Consider the following 20,064-nt stretch of genomic DNA (forward strand, 5'->3'; position numbering starts at 1 on the left):
TTCGGCACAGCGAGGTGGCAGGCATGTTCACGACCCGACCGACGCTCCAGGGCACCTTCGGCATGGTGTCCTCGACCCACTGGCTCGCCTCGCAGTCCGCGATGGCCGTCCTGGAGGACGGCGGCAACGCGTACGACGCCGCCGTCGCCGCGGGCTTCGTCCTGCACGTCGTCGAACCCCACCTCAACGGACCCGCGGGCGAGGTCCCGATCATCCTCGCCCCGGCCGGCGGCGAGGTACGGGTGCTCTGCGGCCAGGGTGTGGCGCCCGCGGGTGCGACGGTCGCCCACTACAGGGGGCTCGGGCTGGACCTGGTGCCCGGCACCGGGCCGCTCGCCGCCGCCGTGCCGGGAGCCTTCGACGCCTGGATGCTCCTGCTGCGCGACCACGGCACCAAGCCGCTCGCCGACGTCCTCGCGTACGCCATCGGATACGCCGAGGACGGCCACGCGCCCGTGGAACGCGTCGGCGAGACCGTCGAGACGGTGCGCGAGCTGTTCGAGACGGAGTGGACGACCTCGGCCGAGGTGTACCTGCCGGACGGCAGGGCGCCCCGCCCCGGCGAGCTGTTCCGCAACCCCGCCCTGGCCGCGACCTGGCGCCGGCTCCTCGCCGAGGTCTCCGAGGAGACCGGCCGGGTGGAACAGATCGAGGCCGCGCGCAGGGTCTGGCGCTCCGGCTTCATCGCGGAGGCCCTGGTGCGCCAGGCCCGCCGCCCCACCCTGGACACCAGCGGCGAGCGCCACACCGGCACCCTGACGGCCGCGGACCTCGCGGGCTGGTCCGCCACTTACGAACCGCCCGTGACCTACGACTGGCGCGGCTGGACCCTGTGCAAGGCGGGCCCCTGGAGCCAGGGCCCGGTCCTGCTGCAGCAGCTGGCCCTGCTGCCGCCCGAACTGCCCGCGTACGGCTCCGCCGAGTACGTCCACCTGCTCGTCGAGGGCTGCAAGCTCGCCATGGCCGACCGGGAGGCCTGGTACGGGGACGCCGACGACGTACCGCTCGACGAGCTGCTCTCCGAGTCGTACAACGCCGAGCGGCGGGCGCTCGTCGGCGACAAGGCGTCGTACGAGCTGCGTCCCGGCAGCCCCGGAGGACGCGTCCCGCGGCTGAGCGGGCACGCGCGCGTGCCCGCTCCGTGGGAACCCGGCTTCGACGCGCTCGCGGCGCCCGGCGCGGGCGAACCCACCGTGGCACGGTCGGCCCGCACGGCCCCGGAACCCGAGGTCGCGGCCGACGGCGGCACCCGGGGCGACACCTGCCACCTCGACGTCGTCGACCGCTGGGGCAACATGGTCGCCGCCACGCCCAGCGGTGGCTGGCTCCAGTCCAACCCCGTCGTGCCCGAACTGGGTTTTCCGCTCGGCACACGGCTCCAGATGACCTGGCTGGAGGAGGGACTGCCCAACTCGCTCACACCGGGGCGCCGTCCCCGCACCACGCTCACCCCGTCGCTCGCCCTGCGGGACGGCGTCCCGGTCATGGCGTTCGGCACACCGGGCGGAGACCAGCAGGACCAGTGGCAGACGCACTTCTTCCTGGCCGTGGCGCTGCGCTCCGCCGTACGCGGCGGTCTCGACCTCCAAGGCGCCATCGACGCCCCGAACTGGCACAACGACAGCTTCCCCGGCTCCTTCTACCCGCGCGGCATGCACCCCGGCAGCCTCACCGTCGAGTCCCGCACGGACGAGGCGGTCGTCGACGAGCTGCGGCGTCGCGGCCACGACGTCCAGGTCGGCGAGGCGTGGTCGGAGGGACGTCTGTGCGCGGTCGCGCGGGACCCCGCGACGGGCGTGCTGTCGGCCGCGGCGAATCCGCGGGGGATGCAGGGGTACGCGGTCGGACGCTGACGGCGGGACCCCTCGGAGTTCATCCGGATTCCACCCGGAGTGCACCGGGCATGCGGGGATTGTCAGCGGCGCGTGCTCTCATGGAGCCATGATCGAAGACATCGAAACCATCGACGAGTTTCTCGCCCGGCGCAGCTCCGACGTCGAAGAAGCGGTCCGCGAGGCGGCGGCGACCGAGATCATGCCCCGCTTCCGGCAGCTCGGAGCGCACGAGATCGACCAGAAGTCCGGCCCGCACGACCTGGTGACGGACGCCGACCGCAAGGCCGAGCAGTATCTGACCGGTGTCCTCACCGCACTGCTGCCCGGCTCCGTCGTCGTCGGCGAGGAAGCGGTGCACGCCGACCCCGCCACCTACGAGGCGATACAGCGCTCCGAGCCGGTCTGGATCGTCGACCCCGTGGACGGCACCCGTCAGTTCGTGCACGGCGATCCCGGCTTCTGCACGCTCGTCGCGCTCGCCCGGGACGGAGTCGTGCTCGCCTCCTGGACGTACGCCCCCGCGCGCGACGAGTTCGCCGTCGCCATCCGCGGCCGGGGCGCCTTCCTCGACGGCGTGCGCCTGCGCTCCGGCTCGCCGGTGCCCGGCCGCGACCTGGACGTCGCCACGTCCCACCCGGACTACACCACGGACGACCAGAAGCGCGCGCTGACCGGCCTGCGCGCCGAGGGAGTCGTCCCGCGTCCCTGCGGCTCGGCCGGCCTTGAGTATCTGGCCGTGGCACGAGGGGAGTTGGACGCGGTCGCGTTCTCATGGGAGGCGGCGTGGGACCATGCCGCCGGCCTGCTCCTCGTCGAGGAGGCGGGCGGTGCCCACCTGACCCTCACGGGTGAGCCGTTCCGCGTGACGGGGGGCAACGCGCTGCCGTTCACCGCGGCCCGGGACGAGGCCACGGCCCGCCGCGTGGTGGCCCTGCTGTCGGCGTGAGCCTTACCCGACGCCGACCCGGCCCCTCCCGGCCGGAGCGCCCCGCCCCGATCGGCGGCGAGCTCGGCCATCCGGGGTTACGCATGGTCACGGCCCCGGTCCTGGCTGCCGGTGAGGTCGGCCGGCGTGACACCGAGCCCGCCGTCGACGAGCTCGGCTGCGGGTGACACCGGAGCCCGCCCGGCGGCCGGCCCGTTCGGCGCCGTCGATGTGCTCGGCCCGCCCGGTCGACACCGAGGCCCGCTGCGGCCCGGTCGGCGTCCGCCCTCCCGGAGTGGCCCGGCCCCAGCCCCTGCCGTGGCGCAGCCCCCGGAGTCCGCCGCCGCGGCCCGGCCCCGGTGAGGGCACCACTGCCCGTGCGGAGTCCGTCGTGCGCCGCCGTCTGCGGAGTCCGTCGTGCGCGGCCGTCCCGAACCCGATGGGGGAGTGGCCCCTCGAAAAGACACGGCCCTGCCCCGGACGCACCCGGTTCCGCCGCCGGGCCTGGTCCGGGGGCTGGACCGAGGGCGCCCGGGGCAGGGAGCCGATGGCGCCGGGACCAGGGCGCCGCCGGGCGGGCTCGGGAGCTCGCCGGTGCCTCCGCCGAGCCCCCGGGGGCGTGGACCGCCCCGCGCACGTCGGGAGGTGTCCCCTTCCCAACCCCCCGCGCCGCCAAGGCTGTCGGTCCCGCGGCATATCCTGATCCCCAGTGGCCATCGGCTGACAAAGGAGTCCGAAGGTGCCGTCGATGCTCGATGCCGTCGTGGTGGGTGCGGGGCCGAACGGACTGACCGCTGCCGTGGAGCTGGCCCGCCGCGGCTTCTCCGTGGCCGTCTTCGAGGCCCGGGACACCGTGGGCGGGGGAGCGCGGACCGAGGAGCTGACCCTGCCCGGCTTCCGCCACGACCCCTGCTCGGCGGCGCACCCGCTGGGCATCAATTCGCCCGCGTTCCGAGCGATGCCCCTGGAGCGGTACGGCCTGGAGTGGCTGCACGCCGAGCTGCCCATGGCGCACCCCTTCACGGACGGCACGGCGGCGGTGCTGTCGCGGTCCGTCGCCGAGACGGCCGCGTCGTTCGGCCCGCGCGACGCCGGGGCGTACCGCCGTCTGGTCGCGCCCTTCCTGACCAAGTGGGACACGCTGGCGCAGGACTTCATGTCGCTGCCGCTGACCGCGCTGCCCCGGGACCCGGTCACCCTCGCCCGCTTCGGCCTCACGGGGCTGCCGCCCTCGACCTGGCTGATGCGCCGCTTCCGCGACGAGCGGGCCCAGGCGCTGTTCGCGGGCCTCGTCGCCCATGTCATCGCCCCGCTCGGCGGCTTCGCCACCGGTGCCGTCGGCCTCGTCTTCGCGCTGGCCGCGCACGCCCGGGGCTGGCCGGTCGCCCGCGGCGGCTCGCAGTCCATCTCCGACGCGCTCGCCGCGTACCTCAAGGACCTCGGCGGCACCGTCCACACCGACTACGAGGTCAAGCGCCTCGACGACCTGCCGCCCGCCCGCGCGTACGTCTTCGACACCTCGCCCACCGCCCTGGCCCGTATCGCGGGGCTCGGCCGGTTCTACGAGCACTACCGGTACGGGGCGAGCGTGTTCAAGATCGACTACGCGCTGGACGGGCCCGTGCCCTGGACCGCGAAGGAGGCGCGCGCCGCCGGTACCGTGCAGGTCGGCGGCAGTCGTGCGGAGATCGCCGGCGCGCTGCACGCGGCCTCCCGAGAGGACCGGGCACCGGACACCCCCTTCCTGATCACCGTGCAGCCCGGCGTCGCCGACCCCACCCGCGCGCCCGAGGGCAAGCAGGTCTTCTGGGCGTACGGACACGTGCCGAACGGCTGGAGCGGTGACCTCACGGACGCGATCGAGCGGCAGCTGGAGCGTTTCGCGCCCGGCTTCCGCGACCGCGTACTCGCCCGCGCGACAGCGGGCCCGCCGGAGCTGGCCACCCGCAACGCGAACTACGTGGGCGGTGACATCGCCTGCGGCGCCGCCTCCGGGCTTCAGCTCCTGCTGCGCCCCAGACTGTCCCTGTTCCCTTACAGCACCCCCCACCCGGCCGTCTTCATCTGTTCGTCCGCCACCCCACCGGGCCCGGGCGTCCACGGCATGTCGGGGCACAACGCGGCGAAGGCCGTGTGGAGGAGACTCAGACAGGCATGACCGCGATCAAGCTGGTCCAGGGCGACATCACCCGGCAGAGCGTCGACGCCGTCGTCAACGCGGCGAACTCCTCGCTGCTCGGCGGCGGAGGCGTGGACGGAGCCATCCACCGCCGCGGCGGCCCCGCCATCCTCGAGGACTGCCGCAAGCTGCGCGCCTCGCAGTACGGCAAGGGCCTGCCCACCGGCCGGGCCGTCGCCACCACCGCCGGCGAACTGGACGCGCGCTGGGTGATCCACACCGTGGGACCGGTGTACAGCCGCGAGGACGACCGCTCGGCGCTGCTCGCGTCCTGCTACCGCGAGTCCCTGCGCGTCGCCGACGAACTCGGCGCGCGCACGGTCGCCTTTCCGGCCGTGTCCGCCGGCATCTACGGGTGGCCGATGGACGACGCCGCCAGGATCGCCGTGGAGACGGTCCGGGCCACCCCGACGGAGGTCGAGGAGGTCACCTTCGTCCTCTTCGACGAGTCCGCCTACCGGGCGTTCGCCGCACAGGTCCCCTCCGAGGAGAAGTAGCCGCCGAGGGTCCGGTCGGCCGTGTCCCGGAAGGCAGCCGCGGAAGGCGTCCCACGGCGTCCGGCCGCCGGCCGCTGACGCGAGCGACCGGTCACCTGGTGGACGGGACGCGAGCGAGGGAGACGTCCGCCGCATGGACGTCGAACCTCACGGCTCGTCCCCGTCGAGCAGCTCGCGCAGGGCCGCTTCCTCCCGCGGGCTCAGCCCGGTGACGAAGTGCCGGAGGGCGGCGATCGGATCGGGCCCGCGGTCGAGCGCCTCGTGCATGGCGTCGGCGGTCATCTCGGCCGCGTCCTTCGTGGGCCGGTAGGCGCCGCGCCGCCCGTCGACGTCGCGGCGCACCAACCCCTTGTCGTACAGGCGCTTGAGGATGGTGTGCACGGTGTTGTAGGCGAGATCGCCGCCGATCTCGCCCTGGATCTCGGCGGGCGTCAGGGCGTCGTCGGTGGCCCAGAGGGTGGCGAGCACGGCGCTCTCCAACTCGCCCGCGCGGCGCCGGTCCGCTCTGCCGTGGGGGCTCGTGCCAGCCATGGTCGCCACCTTACAGCGCGTAGGGGGAGCGGAGGCCGGTCCGGGCCTCGGGGGAGACGGGGACCGAGGCGGGTGGAGGCGCTCGCCCCGGATGCCGTTCCCGGACTGCGAGGCCCTGAGACGCGCGGTAATTTGTCCATGATTTCACGGATCTGACCCCTGCCCTGCGTCGCGTAGGGCGTGGGAACCCTACAGCTTGTAGGGCTGGAGGGTGGACGATGGTCAGGACCGCGGACATTCCGCTCGCCGGTGCCGAAAGGGCGGCCGGTCCGCCGTCGGGCCACCCGCCCGCTCGGCACTCCGGCGGACGGCGCGGGATCGCCCTCGTGGCCGTCGCCTTCACTCTGGCCCAACTGCTGCTGGTGGGGCCCGGCATGGGACTCGGCTGGGACGAGACCGTCTATGTCAGCCAGGTCAGCGGGCACGCACCGGCGGCCTTCTTCAGCGCACCCCGCGCCCGCGGCGTCCCCCTGCTCGTCGCCCCCGTCGCCTCCTGGTCGTCGTCCACGGCCCTCCTGCGGGTGTATCTGGCCCTGCTGTCGGGGCTCGGCCTCTTCGTGGCGCTGTGCGCCTGGCGGCACCTGTTCCCGGGGCGGCTGCTCGCCCTGGCCGGCGCCCTGTTCGCGACCCTGTGGGTGACCCTCTTCTACGGCCCGCAGGCCATGCCCAACTACTGGGTCGCCGTCGGAGCCCTGCTGTGCGTCGCCTGCTTCCTGCGGGCACGCGCCGCCCCCCGGAACCGGGCGGCGCTGTGGGGCGTGGGGCTGGGCGCCGCGCTGATGGCGTGGATGCGGCCCACCGACGCGGTCTGGGCGACCCTCCCGCTGCTCGTCCTCGCGGTGCCGGAGCTGCGCCGAGGGCGGCCCTGGCTGCCCGTCGCGCTGGTCGCGGGCCTGGTGGCCGGCGCGGCCGAGTGGGTCGTCGAGGCGTACACCGGCTACGGAGGTCTCGGCCAGAGGCTCGCCGACGGCTCCCGCATCCAGGGCGGCCTGGGCTGGAACATCGCCGTCGACGACCAGATGCGCAGCCTGGGCGGACGTATCCTGTGCCGCCCCTGCACCGGTGCGATGCCCGACACCGCCGTGATGGTGTGGTGGTTCGCGCTGCTCCCGCTGGCCGCGGCAGGTCTCGTGGCCGCGGTCAGGGCCCGGCGCACGGCGCGCACGCTGCTCCCGCTGGCCTGCGCCGCGACGGCCGCGTTCCCGTATCTGTTCATGATCGGCTACGCCGCCCCGCGCTTCCTGCTCCCCGCCTACGCGCTCCTCTCCCTCCCGGTCGCCGGCGCCCTCGTCCGTCTCGTCACCGTCGCGCGCGGCGCGTGGCGCCCGGCGGCCGTGACCGCGGTCGTGCTCGGCCTCGCCGGCCATCTGGCGGTCCAGTACGCCGTGCTGGACGACACCGTCCGCGAGGCCACGGACTCCCGTCGCGACTGGGCCCGCGCCGCCGCCGACCTGCGCGAGCTGGGTGTACGGCCGCCGTGCGTCCTGACCGGCCGGGACGCCGTCCCGATCGCCTTCCGCGCCGGGTGCGCGTCCGTCGCGACCTCGGGGCACAACGCGAACACGACCGGGAAGGCCCTCGCGCGGACCGGACGGAGCCGGCCGGTCGCGGTGCTGACCTCCCGGCGCGGGCGACCGCCCGCGTTCGCCAGGACCTGGGAACACCATCGCGTCGGCATCCTGCTCGCCTACCTCGCCCCCACCGGACCGGGAGGCCGGGCCTCATGAGTTCCCCACCCGGCACCGCCCCGACCGCCCTCGTCCGGCGGACGCCTTGGCAGGCCGGGGTCGCGCTGGTCGTCCTGCTCTGCACCGGCTGTCTGGCCTGGCGTCACTGGCCGGTGATCGAGACCGCGGCGGGTCGGCTCGCCCACGCCGACCGCGGCTGGCTGCTCGTGGCGGCCGCGGCCACCCTGGCGACCTGGGCATGTTCGGCCCTCGCCCAACAGGGCGCCGTGGTCCGGCCGCTGCCCACCGGACGCCTGGTGGCGGTCCAGTTCGCGGCCTGCGCCGCCAACCATCTGTTGCCCGCGGGACTGGGATCAGGGGCGGTCACCTTCCGCTTCCTGAACCGGTGCGGGCTGCCGGTGCCCAGGTCGGCGACCGCGCTCGCGGTCAAGGCGACCGCCGGCGCCGTGGCCCGCGCTCTGCTGATCGCCGCGCTGGCGCCCGCCTGCCCCGGCACCCTGCGCCTTCCGCATGTCTCCCCGGCGGCATGGGCCGTGACCGTCCTGGTGCTCGCCACCGCCGTGATCGCGCTCTCGGGGCTCCTGCGGCGCGCGTTGCGGGCGGTGCTCGCGGACGTCCGCGCGGTGCACGAGGTCCCCGGGCGGGCGGCCGCGTTGTGGGGCGGCTCGCTCGCGTTCGCCGGACTGCACGCGGCCGTCGTCGTCGCCGTGGCCCAGTCCGTCGGCCTGCCGCTGCCCCCGGTCGAGGTGGCCCTGGCCTACCTCGCCGCGAGCGGTGCCGCCGTCCTGCTGCCCACTCCCGGCGGCCTCGGTTCGCTGGACGCCGCCCTCGCCCTGGCGCTCACTCTCGCGGGGGCGTCCGGCAGCGCGGCGGCCTCGACCGTCCTCGGCTACCGGCTGCTCACCACCTGGCTGCCCCTGCTCCCGGGCCTCATGGCGCTGGGCGTACTGGTGCGACGCCGGATCCTGTGAGCCACCGCGGGGCCGGGCCGGCCACGGGGGCGGTCGTCCGCGCGCGACCGCTCACGCGCGACGGGCGCGTACCGTCGAAGCATCGAGGCGCACCTCGGTGACTACAATCCCGTAGATGGTCTACTGGACTGTAGACGATGACGGGATGAGGATCGTGTCCATGAGCAGTGCGAAGGACGAACGCCGGCCGGCGGGCGAGCTCGAGGCCGGCGTGCTGGCCGCCCTCTGGGCCGCGGGCGCACCCCTGACGCCCGGGCGCGTCCAGGCGGAGCTGGACTCCGGCCTCGCCCGGACGACGGTGACGACGATCCTGTCCCGGCTGCACGAGAAGGGAATCGTCGGCCGTGAGCGCCAGGGCCGCGGCTACGCGTACTTCCCCGTCCAGGACCCGCACGGCCTGACCGCCCGGCGCATGCACACCGAGCTGGACCGGGACGACGACCGGGGGACCGCCCTGGCCCGGTTCGTGGCCCAGCTCAGCCCCGACGACGAACGCCTCCTGCGCGACCTGCTGGAGTCCGACGGCTCCCCCGGAACGGCCGAGCACGGTGTGACGGAGCCCGGCGGGGAGTGCCTGCCGGAAACGGGTGGGCGATGACGGCCCTGCTCTTCCTCCCGTTGCTGCTGCCCTTCGCGCTGCCGCCGCTCGCCCGCCGCTGTCTCGACCGGCTCGCGCCGGTGACCGCGCTGTGGACGCTGACCTGCGCGGTCCTCGTGCTGGCCGGCGCGTCCGTGGCGGCGCTCGGCGCCCTCGTCCTCAACGGCCTGCTCGAGGTGCCGGTCCTCGCGAGCCTCGGCGAACTCGTCCATCCGCTGCGCACCGCGTCCGACCTGGTCGTCCTCCCCGCCGCCGCGGGCGCCACCGGCGTGCTCACCGTCGGCGCCTGGACCCTCGCCCGCTCCGCAGGGCGCCAGCTCCGTGCCTTCCGGGTGGCCCGCACCCAGGCCGACCGCCGCCCCGCCGCGGGCGACCTGTGCGTCATCGACTCACCGCACCCGGACGCCTACGCCCTGCCGGGCCGCCCGCACCGCATCGTCGTCACCACCGCGATGCTTCGCAGCCTCGCCCCCGGCGAACGCGAAGTGCTCTTCGCCCACGAACGCGCCCACAACAACTACGGTCACCACCGCTTCCTCCTCGCGGCCGAGCTCGCCGCGCACTGCCATCCAGGTCTGCGCCCGGTCCGTGCGGCCGTCGCGCTCGCCGCGGAGCGCGCCGCCGACGAGGCGGCCGCCGCCGTGGTGGGGGACCGGAAGCTGACCGCGCGGGCCATCGCCCGTGCCGCGCTGGCCACGCAGGCGGTCCGCTCGGACCGCCCCGATTTCGCCCCCGCGGTCACCGCGGGACCCGTGCCCCGGCGCGTCGCGGCCCTCCTCGCCGCTCCCCGGCGCCGCTCCCGCGCCGCCTCCTGGCTGGCCCTGCTCGTGATCGTCTGCGCCTGCGTGTCGGCCGGCGCCTCGGTGGCCGGGGTACTCGCCTTCCACCACCAGGTCGAGGTGGCTCAGGGCGAAGCGGCCCGCTGACCCCACCCGTGTCCCGTCCGGCGGGACGTCACTCGGCCGTGTCGCTCAGGCCGAGCCGCAGGTGCTCGACGTGATAGACCGCCTGGTCGAGGAGTTCGGCGACGTGGTGGTCGTGCAGCGCGTAGACCACCGAGCGGCCCCTGCGCTCACCGACGACCAGCCCCAGATTGCGCAGCAGGCGCAGCTGGTGGGAGCACGCCGACTGCTCCATCCCCACCTCGGCGGCCAACTCCGTGGCGGGGAGCGGCCCTTCGCGCAGCCGCGCGAGGATCAGCAGGCGGGAAGGTGTCGACAGCGCCTGGAGCGTGGTGGCCACCTTGGCGACGTTGGCCGCGTCCAGGCGTACCCGCGGGATGGCGTCCTGCGCTGCGGTGACGGCTCCATGACCCATGGTCGTATCTTACCCATCACACATGAAGAGATGAATGAGTCTTCATGCATTCCTGTATGGTGCCCGTGTGTCTCCCGCCCTCGTTTCACCAGCACCCGTCACCGACCGCCCCGCCCTGACGACCCCGCGCCGCCGGACGCGCCTGCTCGCACTGCCGGAAGCCCGCTGGGCACTCCTCGCGGCCACCGCCTTCCTGCTCGCGCTGCCGCTCGACCTCGGCGGCGCGCCCGTCTGGGCCCACGGCCCGCTCTTCGCCGTCGCCTACGCGGCCGGAGGATGGGAGCCCGCCCTCGAAGGGCTGCGCGCGCTGCGCGAGAAGTCCCTCGACGTCGACCTGCTGATGATCGTGGCGGCCCTGGGAGCGGCGGCGATCGGACAGGTCCTCGACGGCGCCCTGCTCATCGTCATCTTCGCCACCTCCGGCGCCCTGGAGGCGTTGGCCACCGCCCGCACCGCCGACTCGGTACGGGGCCTGCTCGATCTGGCGCCCGCCACGGCGACGCGGCAGACCCTGGACGGCGAGGAGACCGTGCCCACCGCGCGCCTCGCCGTCGGAGACGTGCTCCTGATCCGCCCCGGCGAGCGCATCGGCGCCGACGGGCAGGTGCTCGACGGCGTCAGCGAGGCCGACCAGGCGACGATCACCGGCGAACCCCTTCCGGTCCTCAAGACCCGGGGCGACGACGTCTTCGCCGGCACCCTCAACGGCACCGGCTCGCTGCGCGTCCGCGTCGACCGCGACCCCGCCGACTCGGTGATCGCCCGGATCGTCACCCTCGTCGAGGAGGCGTCCCGCACCAAGGCGCCCACCCAGCTGTTCATCGAGAAGGCCGAACAGCGGTACGCGGTGGGCGTGGTGGCGGCCACGCTCGCCGTCTTCGCCGTGCCCCTCGCCTTCGGCGACGACCTCACCGGCGCGCTGCTGCGCGCCATGACCTTCATGATCGTCGCCTCGCCGTGCGCGGTCGTCCTGGCCACCATGCCTCCGCTGCTGTCCGCCATCGCCACCGCCGGCCGGCACGGCGTCCTGGTGAAGTCGGCGCTCGCCATGGAACGCCTCGGCGAGATCGACACCGCCGCCCTCGACAAGACGGGCACGCTCACCGAAGGCGCGCCCGAGGTCACCGCCGTGCGTCCCGCACCCGGCTCCGGCCTGGACGAGGACGCCCTGCTCGCGCTGGCCGCCGCGGCGGAGCACCGGAGCGAACACCCGCTGGGCCGCGCCGTCGTGGCCGCCGCCCGGGTCCGTGGCCTGCGCCTCGCGCCCGCCCGCGACTTCGCCGCACGCCCGGGTCAGGGCGTCACCGCCACGGTCGAGGGCGCCGTCGTCACCGTCGGCAGGCCGGACACCCGCGCCGGCGCCGCGGCCGACGGCGGTGCCCTCGACGCCGGAGCCGCGGCCAGGGGCCCGTACGCGGCCGACGACAGTGCCCTCGACGCCGGTGGCGCGGCCAAGGGTGCAGACGCGACCGACGACAGTGCCTTCGACGCCGGGGCCGCGGCCGACGGCGGTGCGCTCGACGCCGGAGCCGCGGCCAGGGGCCCGTACGTGACCGACGACGGCGACGCCGGAGCCGCGGCCGACGGTGGCACCCCCGACACCGACCACACGGTCGTGCTCGTGACCCGCGACGGCACCCCCGTCGGCACGCTGTCCCTGGCGGACCGGCTCCGCCCCGACGCCGCCGGGACCGTGGCGGCGCTCACCGCGCTCACGGGCCGGCCGCCGGTACTGCTCACCGGCGACAACCGGCGGGCCGCCGCCGGCGTGGCCCGGGCCGGCGGCATCACCGACGTGCGCGCCGGGCTGCTGCCCGAGGGCAAGGCCGAGGCCGTACGCCGCCTCGCGGGCCGCAAGGTCCTCTTCGTCGGCGACGGCGTCAACGACGCCCCGGCCCTGGCCACCGCGCACGCGGGCATCGCCATGGGCCGGGCCGGCTCGGACCTCGCGCTGGAGACGGCCGACGCCGTCGTGGTCCGCGACGAGCTCGCGGCGATCCCAGCCGTCGTACGCCTGTCCCGGGACGCCCGCCGCCTGGTCGTCCAGAACCTCGTCCTCGCCGGTGCGTTCATCACCGTCCTGGTCCTGTGGGACCTCCTCGGAGACCTGCCGCTGCCGCTCGGCGTCGCAGGTCACGAGGGTTCCACCGTGCTGGTCGGACTCAACGGGCTACGGCTCCTGCGCGCGTCCGCGTGGCGCCGGTGAGCGGGGCGGTCCGGGCGCCCGCAGGCAGGCCGACGTACATGTCGCTTTTTCGCCAGCCCCGCCCTCGCCGGTGCCCGATGCTGGAGGCATGCGGAACGGAATGCACACCGACATCGAGCGCTGCGTGCGTGCCGTCCAGTCGAAGGACGCGCGTTTCGACGGATGGTTCTTCACCGCGGTGCTGACGACGCGGATCTACTGCCGGCCCAGCTGCCCGGCCGTACCGCCGAAGCCGCAGAACATGACCTTCTACCCGAGCGCCGCCGCCTGCCAGCAGGCCGGCTTCCGGGCCTGCAAGCGATGCCGGCCCGACACCAGCCCCGGCTCTCCCGCGTGGAACCAGCGCGCCGACGTCGTCGCCCGCGCGGTGCGCCTGATCGGTGACGGCGTCGTCGACCGCGAGGGCGTCCCCGGTCTCGCCGGCCGGCTCGGCTACAGCACCCGACAGATCGAACGGCAACTCCTCGCCGAGCTGGGCGCCGGACCCCTCGCGCTCGCGCGGGCCCAGCGCGCCCAGACCGCCCGGCTGCTCATCGAGACCACACCCCTGCCGATGGCGGAGATCGCCTTCGCGGCCGGCTTCTCCTCGATCCGTACCTTCAACGACACCGTGCGCGAGGTCTTCGCGCTCTCCCCGAGCGAACTGCGCGCCCGCCGGCCGAAGAACGGCGCCGGCGCCACACCGGGCGTGCTCAGCCTCCGGCTCCCCTTCCGCGCCCCGCTCAACCCCGACAACCTCTTCGGCCACCTCGCCGCGACCGCCGTACCCGGCGTGGAGGAGTGGCGCGACGGGGCGTACCGGCGGACCCTGCGGCTCCCGTACGGACACGGGATCGCCGCGCTGACGCCGATGCCGGACCACATCGCGTGCCGGCTCACCCTCAGCGACCTGCGCGACCTGCCCGTCGCGATCAGCCGCTGCCGCCGCATGCTCGACCTCGACGCCGACCCGGTCGCCGTCGACGACCGGCTGCGCGCCGACCCGCTGCTCGCCCCGCTCGTCGACAAGGCGCCCGGCCGGCGGGTGCCGCGCACGGTCGACGAGGCGGAGTTCGCCGTACGCGCCGTGCTGGGCCAGCAGGTCTCCACGGCCGCCGCCCGCACCCATGCGGCCCGCCTGGTCACCGCGCACGGCGATCCCGTCGACGACCCGGAGGGCGGCCTCACCCATCTCTTCCCGACGCCCGAAGCGCTCGCCGCCGTCGACCCCGAGTCGCTGGCCATGCCCCGCACCCGGCGGACCACCTTCACCACGCTGGTGACCCAACTCGCCGACAAGACACTCCACTTGGGTGTCGAGAGCGACTGGGAGGAGAGCCGGGCCCGGCTGCTCGCCCTGCCGGGGTTCGGCCCCTGGACGGTCGACGTCATCGCCATGCGGGCACTCGGCGACCCCGACGCGTTCCTGCCCACCGACCTCGGCATCCGCCGCGCCGCACAGGAGCTCGGCCTGCCCTCCACGCCCGCGGCGCTCACCGCCCGCGCGGCGGCCTGGCGGCCGTGGCGGGCGTACGCCGTCCAGTACCTGTGGGCGACGGACGGCCACCCGATCAACTTCCTCCCCGTGTGACCACCGGATCAAGGATCAACGACCAAGGACCTTCCGCGACATGACAGCGAAACGGCACACAGTGCTCGACAGCCCGTACGGACCCCTGACCCTCGTCGCCACGGACGGTGTCCTGTCCAACCTCTACATGGTGGGCCAGCGCCACCGTCCGTCGGACGAGACCTTCGGCGACCGCGACGACTCGCTCTTCGACGAGGCGGCCGACCAGCTGGAGGCCTACTTCGGGGGAGAACTGAAGGAGTTCACCCTCGAACTGAGCCTGCGGGGAACGCCGTTCCAGTGCAGCGTGTGGGACCAGCTGCGCCGCATCCCCTACGGCGAGACCCGCTCGTACGGCGACCTGGCCGACGCCCTCGGCAGTCCCGGCGCCTCCCGCGCGGTGGGCCTCGCCAACGGCAAGAACCCCATCGGCATCATCGTGCCCTGCCACCGTGTCGTCGGCGCCGACGGCAGCCTCACCGGATACGGCGGCGGCCTGGACCGCAAGAAGCGACTGCTCGACTTCGAGAGCGGAGGAGCCCTCTTCTGAGGGCCCGGCCGGCCCGGCGACCATGGTCACCTGGCGTCGGGCCAGGAGAAACCGCGGTCGCCGACGGCGCCGGCCGTCCGTGGCACACGTACGGCGCCCAGCCACACGCGTCCCTCGTCAGGAGCTCGTAGCCTTGTTCCATGGCGGAAGCCACATCCGACAGCGGGCCGGACAACAGCCACAAAAAGGGTGACGTCTCCGGGCGAACCCCTTCCGGCGGCTCGGCGCTCACGGCCCCCACGGCCGAGAGCGGCGCCGGAGCCATCCAGCTCCCCGCAGGGGCCAAAGCCCTCGGCTGGTGCGGTGTCGCCGGGCTGATCTACCTGCTGATCTGTGCCGTGAGCATCATCAGTCGCGGCTTCGCGGGGCTGGGCACCGACGCGGCGCACACCATGTTCGCCTTCGCCGCGCACCCGTGGGTAGGGCTGAGCGTCGGCGTTCTCGGTACGGTCCTGATCCAGTCGTCGACCACGACGACGGCCATCGCTGTCACCGCGGTGGGGTCGGGCGCGTTGCCCATCCAGGGCGCGATCCCCATCATCCTGGGCGCGAACGTCGGCACCACCGTGACGACGAGCCTGGTCGCACTGACCTTCATCGGCGACCGCACAGAGTTCCGCAGGGCGCTGGGCGCCTCGACCGTCCATGACTTCTACAACTGGCTCGCGCTGCTGATCTTCTTCCCGATCGAGCTGATCTGGCATCCGCTGGAACACATCAGCGGGACGTTCACCGATGCGCTGTACGGCACGGACTGGCTGCCGAACCCCGCCCACTTCAACTTCATCCGGGCGGCCACCAGGCCGGTGGAACACGGAGTGATCCACGCGACCACGCACGTCAGCAGCACACTCGGTCCGCTGTTCACCATCGTGATCGGCGCCGTGCTGATCCTGCTCGCCGTCCGCTACCTGGGGAAACTGCTCAAACTGCTCATGGTCGGCAGGGCCCGCGACATCCTGATCAAGGCCGTCGGCCGCAACGCCTACCTCGCCATGGCGTCAGGCATGGGAGTGACCGTCGTCACCCAGTCCTCGACCATCACCACGTCCGTGCTGGTCCCCTTCGCCGGAACAGGCATCCTGACACCGGCGCAGGTGTATCCCGTCGTCGTCGGCTCCAATCTCGGCACGACGTTCACGGTGGTCTTCGCGGCGTTCGCAGGCGTCGGACAGGACGCGAAGATCGGCCTGCAGGCAGCCTTCGTGCATCTGATCTACAACCTCTTCGCGATCGTCGTGATCTACGTGATACCGCTCCTGCGTCCCGTACCGCTGTTCTGCGCCGAGAACCTCGCCCGCGTCGCCTCCGAGCACCGGTGGGTCCTCGCCGTCTACCTCGGCACCGTCTTCATCGCACTGCCTGCCCTGGTCATCGTGCTGGTGGGCGTGCTCTGACAGCGGCCACCCCGCAGCGGTGGCCGGTCCGGGAGCAACGGCTCGCTCCGCGCCCACCGTGCACCGGTCGACGACGTACCGGACCGACGATCCGATGAGCCGAACGAAAACGCCCTAGCTCCCCAGCCCCCGCAGCAGCTCGGGCAGCGCCGTGCCGATCGGTTCCCGCACGACCTCGTCGGCGAGGTCGTCGTACGGCGTCGGCTCGGCGTTGACGATGATCAGTCGTGCCCCGTGATCGGCGGCGACCCCCGCGAGCCCGGCGGCCGGCTGCACCTGGAGGCTGCTCCCGACCGCGATGAACACCTGACAGGCCTTGGTGATCGCGACCGCCTCGCCGAGGACGACCGGGTCGAGGCGCTCGCCGAACATGACGGTCGCCGACTTGAGGATGCCACCGCACTCCAGGCACGGCGGGTCGTCCTCGCCGGCCTCGACGCGCGCGAGGGCGTCCTCCATCGGCGCCCGCGCGTGGCACTCGGTGCACACCACGGCCCGCGCGGTGCCGTGCAGTTCGAGCACCTTGCGTGCCGGCATGCCCGCCAGCTGGTGCAGCCCGTCCACGTTCTGCGTGATCACCCGCACCGGTGCCCCGGACCGCTCCAACTCGGCCACCGCCCGGTGCGCCGCGTTCGGCTCGGCCTCCAACGCCCGGTTCCCGCGCCGCATCTGCCACGAGCGGCGCCGGATCTCCGGGTCACCCATGTAGTACTCGTACGTGACGAGCTTCTCGGCCTCGGGATCCCGTCGCCACAGCCCCTGGGGACCGCGATAGTCGGGGATTCCGGAGTCCGTGCTGATACCGGCGCCGCTCAGAATGGCGACGAGGGGCCTGTTCATGGGACCGAGGGTAGGTCGGGCCGGGGACCGGGTCGAACGGATATCGTTCGCCCCGCACGGAACGAACCTCATCCACCGACGAGTGTCCGTGCGCCCGACCCGGCACCCAAGCGCAGTTTCCCCCGCGCGAAGTCCCGGTTCGCGACGATGCGCGGACGATGCTCCTCGGGCAGCTTCCCGCCGTCCAGCAGCTTCTCGCAGCACTCCAGCGATTCGCGGTACTCGCCCATCCAGTACGACGACACCGCCAGCTCGTCCAGCGACCGCCACTCGTACCAGCTGTGCTCGACGAACAGGATGTCCTGCGGCTGCGGGATGTCGACGGCACGTCGTGCGAACGTGTACGCGAGCGGCCAGCGCTCTCCCTTCACGCGGCACAGGCGCGCGAGCTCGCCGAGCGGTTCGACCCGCGTGGGCCGGGACTCGTGGGCCTCCAGGAAGCGGGAGATGAGCTCGGGCCATCGGCGCTTGAGCTCCACCGCGAGCCGGGCCGCGTAGAGCCGGGCGCAGAACGCCTCCTCGGCGAAGCCGCCCATGCCGGCGCGCCGGTCGTACGCGGCCAGCGCCTTCCCCGTCTCACCTGCGTCGCGCCAGCTCTGGGCGAGGTAGAACTGGTACCTGGGGTTGTCCGGCTCCTTGGCGAGCCCGCCCTTGAGGACCGCGGCATCCCGGAGGTACTTCTCCCGCTGACTGCCCTGGAGACGCCCGCCGCCGCCCATGATGACCATGCACGCGCCCTCGAAGGTCGCCCGGTCGAATCGGGTGTCGCACTCCAGGTACTCGTGCAGCACGCCCACGTACCGCCAGGGGAGGCGGGTCGACACCATCGTCGCGCGCCAGTGGACGAGGGAACCGTGGCGTACCTCGAAGTCGTAGCAGTCGTGGGACAGTTCCGGCATCGTGAAGCCGGGAACGGTCTCCATCACGTCGTCGGCGTCGATGAACAGGAGATAGTCCGCACGGTCCCGTGCCAGCCCGATCGCCTCGCTGCGGCTCAGGTCGAAGCCCTTCCACGGGCTCTCGTACAGCTCCCCGGGCAGGTCGGCGAGGGCTTCGCGGATGACGTCCTGGGTGCCGTCGGTCGAGCCCGTATCGAGGATCACCCAGGAGTCGACAAGGGGGCGCACGGATTCGAGGCAGCGTCTGATCACATGCGCCTCATTCTTGACGATCATATTGAGGCAGACCGTTTTCATGACTTTTTCTTTTCTGTGATGAAAAGGATCAGTCGGCGACTTTAGTGAATTATGAAACCCCATGCAAGGACCGCAACTGAAGGTGTGACGGCCATACAGGTGGTGGCTCGACCTGCCTGCCATCCCCGCCGCCCGCGCCTCTGTATAAGTGAGCAGTTGCTGCTGTCGGGCATGGGAGATTTTCATGGTAATCACCGCGCCGCTCCCTCTTCCACGCGAGGAAGACCGGAGCGTCGAGGCCGCCGAGTCCAGAAGTCGCCGGGCGGGGCTGTGGCTCTGGCCGTTCGCCCTCACGTTCGCCCTGGTCGGTCACGGCATGGCCGACTCGCTGCTGGGCCGCGACGAACTGGTCACCCGGGACATGGTGAACCGCAGCACCGGCCAGATCCTCGCCACTCTCCAAAACGTCGACGCCGTGCACGGCACGTATTATCTGCTGATGCACCTGTGGGTGGGGATCTTCGGGGATTCCGTCATTTCCCTGCGGCTTCCCACTGTATTGGCCGTGGCCGGAGCCGCGTCCGTCGTGAGTCTCATCGGACACCGGTTCTTCGGGTACCGTGCCGGAATTCTCGCCGGAATTCTCTTCGCGCTCGTCCCGGCAGTGAGCCGCTATGGCCAGGAAGCCCGGAGCTACGCTCTGGTGATTTTCATGGTCGCCCTGGCGACGCTCCTGTTGCTCCGTGCGCTGGACAACCCCCGCAGCCCCTGGCGATGGGCCGCCTACTCGCTCACGCTGGCCGTCGTCGGACTCCTCCACCTGATCGCCCTGTCCGTCGTGGTCGCCCATGCCTGCGTGCTCGCGGCCCAGGCGCGACAGAACCGCTCCCTGTGGTGGAAGTCCGCCCTCGCCCTCCTGGTCGCCGCCGGCTGCGTCACCCCGGTCGTCCTGCTCGGCCGTTCCCAGGCCCATCGCCAGCTGTACTGGGTCCCGGAGCCCGACGCGTGGGCACTGCTCGCCATGCTGCGTGACGTCTTCGCCTCCGCCCTGGGCGCCGGAGCGCTGATCGCCCTTGCCCTGCTGGCCCGCTCGCCGCGCAAGGCTCCCCTGTTCCTGTGCGGTACCTGGGCCCTTCTGCCCCCCGTCCTCGTCTGGCTCGCCTCGCACGGCGAGGTCTCCTACTTCCGCAACGTCTACGTCCTCTTCACCCTCCCGGCCTGGGCGCTCCTCGCCGGCGCCGGCCTCGCCGCGGCCTCCCGTTCCCCGAGAGCCACCGCGGCCCTCGTCGTGGCGCTGGCCGTCCTCACCCTGTCCGACCAGAAGCAGATGCGGGGGCCGTACGAGCATGACGCCCCTGTGACCCTCGACTACGCGGCGGCGGCCGACGTGATCAAGCAGCGGTACCAGCCCGGAGACGCGGTCGTCTACGACCGTGCGAACACCTGGAAGCTCGACGGCGGAGTCCAGTACTACCTGCCCCACGACCTGAAGTTGCGTGACGTCTTCCTGGCCAAGACCCCCGCCGAGATCGACGACCTCTACGCGGTCGAGTGCCCCGTCCCGGTCCAGTGCCTCAAGGGCGAGCCCCGCATCTGGCTGCTGACCCAGGGCGCCGACTTCCCCTTCGCCGCCATCAACCCGATGCAGGCGGACGCCCTGCAGCGCCAGTACAAGCTGTCCACGAGCGCGTCGGTGACGGGTATGACGGTGAGCCTGCTCGTACGCAAGGACGAGAACTAGTCCGTTCCGAGATGCCTCAAGGGGCGTCCGACGGTCTGTCACGACCCGTCGGACGCCCCTCATGCGGTGTGCCGGCCGGTTGGACTCATGCCGCGCGAGCCGTG

The 20,064-nt window shown here is 73.2% G+C and carries 17 protein-coding genes; 13 read left to right on the plus strand and 4 right to left on the minus strand.

What is annotated here, in order from left to right; all coding sequences use genetic code 11:
- Positions 1-23: 23 nt before the first annotated feature.
- The 4 genes from BKI49_RS30785 (at position 24) to BKI49_RS30800 (ending at position 5,436) form a co-directional block, all read left to right on the plus strand.
- Entirely contained in the window at positions 24-1,853 is a 1,830-nt protein-coding gene (locus tag BKI49_RS30785) for a gamma-glutamyltransferase family protein (RefSeq protein WP_095937554.1), read from the plus strand.
- Between the two features lie 88 nt (positions 1,854-1,941).
- Positions 1,942-2,781, plus strand: a complete 840-nt coding sequence (locus tag BKI49_RS30790; RefSeq protein WP_095937555.1) for an inositol monophosphatase family protein — start codon at positions 1,942-1,944, stop codon at positions 2,779-2,781.
- Positions 2,782-3,508: 727 nt separating this feature from the next.
- Entirely contained in the window at positions 3,509-4,918 is a 1,410-nt protein-coding gene (locus BKI49_RS30795) for a phytoene desaturase family protein (protein WP_095937644.1), read from the plus strand.
- Positions 4,915-5,436, plus strand: coding sequence for an O-acetyl-ADP-ribose deacetylase (locus BKI49_RS30800; protein WP_095937556.1), 522 nt, complete (start codon positions 4,915-4,917; stop codon positions 5,434-5,436). The genes BKI49_RS30795 and BKI49_RS30800 overlap by 4 nt, the downstream gene beginning before the upstream one ends.
- A gap of 147 nt (positions 5,437-5,583) precedes the next feature.
- On the opposite strand, the gene BKI49_RS30805 is transcribed toward BKI49_RS30800, so the two are convergent.
- Complete coding sequence (locus tag BKI49_RS30805; protein WP_095937557.1) at positions 5,584-5,967, minus strand: BlaI/MecI/CopY family transcriptional regulator; 384 nt, start codon at positions 5,965-5,967, stop codon at positions 5,584-5,586.
- A 218-nt stretch (positions 5,968-6,185) separates the two neighbouring features.
- Here BKI49_RS30805 and BKI49_RS30810 point away from each other — a divergent pair, with 218 nt between their 5' ends.
- The 4 genes from BKI49_RS30810 (at position 6,186) to BKI49_RS30825 (ending at position 10,150) form a co-directional block, all read left to right on the plus strand.
- Positions 6,186-7,694 (plus strand): hypothetical protein, encoded by a 1,509-nt coding sequence (locus BKI49_RS30810; protein WP_095937558.1) that lies wholly within the window; start codon positions 6,186-6,188, stop codon positions 7,692-7,694.
- The gene (locus BKI49_RS30815) at positions 7,691-8,626 is read left to right on the plus strand and encodes a lysylphosphatidylglycerol synthase domain-containing protein (protein WP_095937559.1); all 936 of its coding nucleotides are present in this window, start codon (positions 7,691-7,693) and stop codon (positions 8,624-8,626) included. Before BKI49_RS30810 ends, BKI49_RS30815 begins: the two co-directional genes overlap by 4 nt.
- A 160-nt stretch (positions 8,627-8,786) precedes the next feature.
- A complete protein-coding gene (locus BKI49_RS30820; protein WP_095937645.1) occupies positions 8,787-9,224 on the plus strand; it encodes a BlaI/MecI/CopY family transcriptional regulator in 438 nt (145 codons plus the stop codon).
- Positions 9,221-10,150 (plus strand): M48 family metalloprotease, encoded by a 930-nt coding sequence (locus BKI49_RS30825; RefSeq protein WP_095937560.1) that lies wholly within the window; start codon positions 9,221-9,223, stop codon positions 10,148-10,150. Before BKI49_RS30820 ends, BKI49_RS30825 begins: the two co-directional genes overlap by 4 nt.
- 28 nt (positions 10,151-10,178) lie before the next feature.
- Here the strand turns inward: BKI49_RS30825 and BKI49_RS30830 are convergent, their stop codons facing one another.
- On the minus strand, positions 10,179-10,541 hold the full coding sequence (locus BKI49_RS30830) for an ArsR/SmtB family transcription factor (RefSeq protein ID WP_095937561.1): 363 nt from the start codon (positions 10,539-10,541) through the stop codon (positions 10,179-10,181).
- Between the two features lie 34 nt (positions 10,542-10,575).
- Between BKI49_RS30830 and BKI49_RS30835 the strand changes: the two genes are divergently transcribed.
- The 4 genes from BKI49_RS30835 to BKI49_RS30850 all read left to right on the plus strand — a co-directional run bounded on the left by BKI49_RS30835 (position 10,576) and on the right by BKI49_RS30850 (position 16,243).
- A complete protein-coding gene (locus BKI49_RS30835) occupies positions 10,576-12,747 on the plus strand; it encodes a heavy metal translocating P-type ATPase (RefSeq protein WP_095937562.1) in 2,172 nt (723 codons plus the stop codon).
- Positions 12,748-12,835: 88 nt separating this feature from the next.
- Positions 12,836-14,317 (plus strand): AlkA N-terminal domain-containing protein, encoded by a 1,482-nt coding sequence (locus tag BKI49_RS30840; protein WP_306453584.1) that lies wholly within the window; start codon positions 12,836-12,838, stop codon positions 14,315-14,317.
- 40 nt (positions 14,318-14,357) lie between these two features.
- Positions 14,358-14,846 (plus strand): methylated-DNA--[protein]-cysteine S-methyltransferase, encoded by a 489-nt coding sequence (locus BKI49_RS30845; protein ID WP_095937564.1) that lies wholly within the window; start codon positions 14,358-14,360, stop codon positions 14,844-14,846.
- 140 nt (positions 14,847-14,986) lie between these two features.
- Complete coding sequence (locus BKI49_RS30850) at positions 14,987-16,243, plus strand: thymidylate synthase (protein ID WP_257005026.1); 1,257 nt, start codon at positions 14,987-14,989, stop codon at positions 16,241-16,243.
- Between the two features lie 114 nt (positions 16,244-16,357).
- On the opposite strand, the gene BKI49_RS30855 is transcribed toward BKI49_RS30850, so the two are convergent.
- Together BKI49_RS30855 and BKI49_RS30860 are read right to left on the minus strand one after the other, a co-directional pair.
- A complete protein-coding gene (locus BKI49_RS30855) occupies positions 16,358-17,083 on the minus strand; it encodes an SIR2 family NAD-dependent protein deacylase (protein ID WP_095937565.1) in 726 nt (241 codons plus the stop codon).
- A gap of 68 nt (positions 17,084-17,151) precedes the next feature.
- Entirely contained in the window at positions 17,152-18,258 is a 1,107-nt protein-coding gene (locus tag BKI49_RS30860) for a tetratricopeptide repeat-containing glycosyltransferase (protein ID WP_095937566.1), read from the minus strand.
- 205 nt (positions 18,259-18,463) lie between these two features.
- Between BKI49_RS30860 and BKI49_RS30865 the strand changes: the two genes are divergently transcribed.
- The gene (locus tag BKI49_RS30865; protein ID WP_095937567.1) at positions 18,464-19,960 is read left to right on the plus strand and encodes a glycosyltransferase family 39 protein; all 1,497 of its coding nucleotides are present in this window, start codon (positions 18,464-18,466) and stop codon (positions 19,958-19,960) included.
- The last annotated feature ends 104 nt before the right edge of the window (positions 19,961-20,064 follow it).

The sequence above is a fragment of the Streptomyces sp. Tue6028 genome, assembly GCF_002300165.1.
GTDB classification, from domain to species: domain Bacteria; phylum Actinomycetota; class Actinomycetes; order Streptomycetales; family Streptomycetaceae; genus Streptomyces; species Streptomyces siamensis.

Coding starts and splice junctions, on each gene's coding strand:
- BKI49_RS30785 (WP_095937554.1), top strand. CDS start 24: ATGTTCACGACCCGACCGACGCTCCAGGGCACCTTCGGCATGGTGTCC.
- BKI49_RS30790 (WP_095937555.1), top strand. CDS start 1,942: ATGATCGAAGACATCGAAACCATCGACGAGTTTCTCGCCCGGCGCAGC.
- BKI49_RS30795 (WP_095937644.1), top strand. CDS start 3,509: ATGCTCGATGCCGTCGTGGTGGGTGCGGGGCCGAACGGACTGACCGCT.
- BKI49_RS30800 (WP_095937556.1), top strand. CDS start 4,915: ATGACCGCGATCAAGCTGGTCCAGGGCGACATCACCCGGCAGAGCGTC.
- BKI49_RS30805 (WP_095937557.1), bottom strand. CDS start 5,967: ATGGCTGGCACGAGCCCCCACGGCAGAGCGGACCGGCGCCGCGCGGGC.
- BKI49_RS30810 (WP_095937558.1), top strand. CDS start 6,186: ATGGTCAGGACCGCGGACATTCCGCTCGCCGGTGCCGAAAGGGCGGCC.
- BKI49_RS30815 (WP_095937559.1), top strand. CDS start 7,691: ATGAGTTCCCCACCCGGCACCGCCCCGACCGCCCTCGTCCGGCGGACG.
- BKI49_RS30820 (WP_095937645.1), top strand. CDS start 8,787: ATGAGCAGTGCGAAGGACGAACGCCGGCCGGCGGGCGAGCTCGAGGCC.
- BKI49_RS30825 (WP_095937560.1), top strand. CDS start 9,221: ATGACGGCCCTGCTCTTCCTCCCGTTGCTGCTGCCCTTCGCGCTGCCG.
- BKI49_RS30830 (WP_095937561.1), bottom strand. CDS start 10,541: ATGGGTCATGGAGCCGTCACCGCAGCGCAGGACGCCATCCCGCGGGTA.
- BKI49_RS30835 (WP_095937562.1), top strand. CDS start 10,576: ATGAGTCTTCATGCATTCCTGTATGGTGCCCGTGTGTCTCCCGCCCTC.
- BKI49_RS30840 (WP_306453584.1), top strand. CDS start 12,836: ATGCGGAACGGAATGCACACCGACATCGAGCGCTGCGTGCGTGCCGTC.
- BKI49_RS30845 (WP_095937564.1), top strand. CDS start 14,358: ATGACAGCGAAACGGCACACAGTGCTCGACAGCCCGTACGGACCCCTG.
- BKI49_RS30850 (WP_257005026.1), top strand. CDS start 14,987: ATGGCGGAAGCCACATCCGACAGCGGGCCGGACAACAGCCACAAAAAG.
- BKI49_RS30855 (WP_095937565.1), bottom strand. CDS start 17,083: ATGAACAGGCCCCTCGTCGCCATTCTGAGCGGCGCCGGTATCAGCACG.
- BKI49_RS30860 (WP_095937566.1), bottom strand. CDS start 18,258: ATGATCGTCAAGAATGAGGCGCATGTGATCAGACGCTGCCTCGAATCC.
- BKI49_RS30865 (WP_095937567.1), top strand. CDS start 18,464: ATGGTAATCACCGCGCCGCTCCCTCTTCCACGCGAGGAAGACCGGAGC.